Source organism: Microcystis sp. LEGE 08355 (assembly GCF_015207185.1).
In the GTDB taxonomy this organism is placed as follows: Bacteria; Cyanobacteriota; Cyanobacteriia; order Cyanobacteriales; family Microcystaceae; genus Microcystis; species Microcystis panniformis.
Window position 1 is genome coordinate 1 of the sequence record NZ_JADEXI010000890.1, and the last position, 1,298, is coordinate 1,298.

1 protein-coding gene and 1 pseudogene are annotated in these 1,298 nt (G+C 44.9%); one reads left to right on the forward strand and one right to left on the reverse strand.

Annotation, left to right across the window (positions count from 1 at the left end; all coding sequences use genetic code 11):
• The first annotated feature begins 137 nt into the window (after window positions 1-137).
• Entirely contained in the window at window positions 138-806 is a 669-nt protein-coding gene (phoU, locus tag IQ242_RS25005; protein ID WP_004162161.1) for a phosphate signaling complex protein PhoU, read from the forward strand.
• 102 nt (window positions 807-908) lie between these two features.
• Here the strand turns inward: phoU and IQ242_RS25010 are convergent.
• Window positions 909-1,155 (reverse strand): annotated as a pseudogene (locus IQ242_RS25010) (zinc ribbon domain-containing protein); the annotation flags it as partial.
• Window positions 1,156-1,298 lie beyond the last annotated feature (143 nt).

Below are 1,298 nucleotides of genomic sequence, written 5' to 3' on the forward strand. Positions count from 1 at the left end.
CATTTCCCCATTTCCCCATTCCCCCATTTCCCCTAGAGAAAAAAATCTGTCAAGTTCTCTAGACAACTGTACAAAATCGAAAATTTTCTTGTTATGACTGTAGAGAAAGAGTAGTTTTATGTTAAGCGAATCCGACCGTGAGCCTATCCAAAGAAACCAATCATCGCGATCGCACCTATTTCGCTCGTTCTCTCCAGCGATTGGAACAGGATGTGCTGAGAATGGGAACCTTGGTCGAAGAATCCTTTCGTCTTAGCCATCAATCCCTTTTTGCTAGGGATTTGGAAATGGCGAAAAAAATCGCCCCCCTTGACAAGGAAATCGATCGCTACTACCGTCAAATCGAGTTAGATTGTGCCACTCTCATGACTCTACAGGCTCCCGTAGCCCAAGATTTGCGGCTTTTAAGTGCTTTTATGCAATTAGTGCGCGATTTGGAACGTATCGGCGATTATGCCAAGGATTTGGCGGAAATAGCTCTCAAATTATTCGCCTATACTCCCCACGATTGTATGAGTGAGATCGAGGCTATGTCCCACCATGCTCAGTATATGTTAGCCACGAGCCTTGTCGCCCTGGCCGACCTCGATCAAGAAGCCGGTCCAAAGGTCAAAGAACTAGATAATACGGTCGATCGAGCCTATGATTATCTCTATCACACTCTCGCCCATCAAAGAGATATTAAGGGTGTGGTGGAACCAATCCTGCTGATGGCTTTACTAATCCGTCATCTGGAACGCATGGCCGATCACGCCACCAATATCGCCCAAAGGGTATCTTACATCGTTACCGGACAGAGAGGCTGAGGGTGTGGTGGCTCCTCAGATGATTTCTCTCGAACTCTGGCCTTCGCTTTTAGCGTTTACGACTCAGGGGGGTGAACTACTCTCAACAGAGTTGAGAGCTTCCTATTTCACGGGGGATTGCCTCAAGATGGACTTACGCACAGCTTTTGGTCTTACATCCCCTCTATAGGCAGTATCGCGCTTTTCCTAACGATAATATCCGTAAGGCTTCATTTCTGATATTTATCGCCGCATTTATGTCCCGGTCATGGGTTGTTTTACAATGCACACAAGTCCAATTTCTAGCCTCAAGCGGAAAACTACCCACTTGATTGAGACAGACATGACAAGTCTTAGAACTAGGGAAAAACCAGAAACGTTGAATCCTGTAATAAAACTTTACATTGACAAGCATAATACCCCTATAACATCAAATTTTAAGTTGAATAGACAATCCTCCGGAACCAGTGTACATAGGGTTTGCTGAATAAATCTAAAAACCTTGTTGGGTAA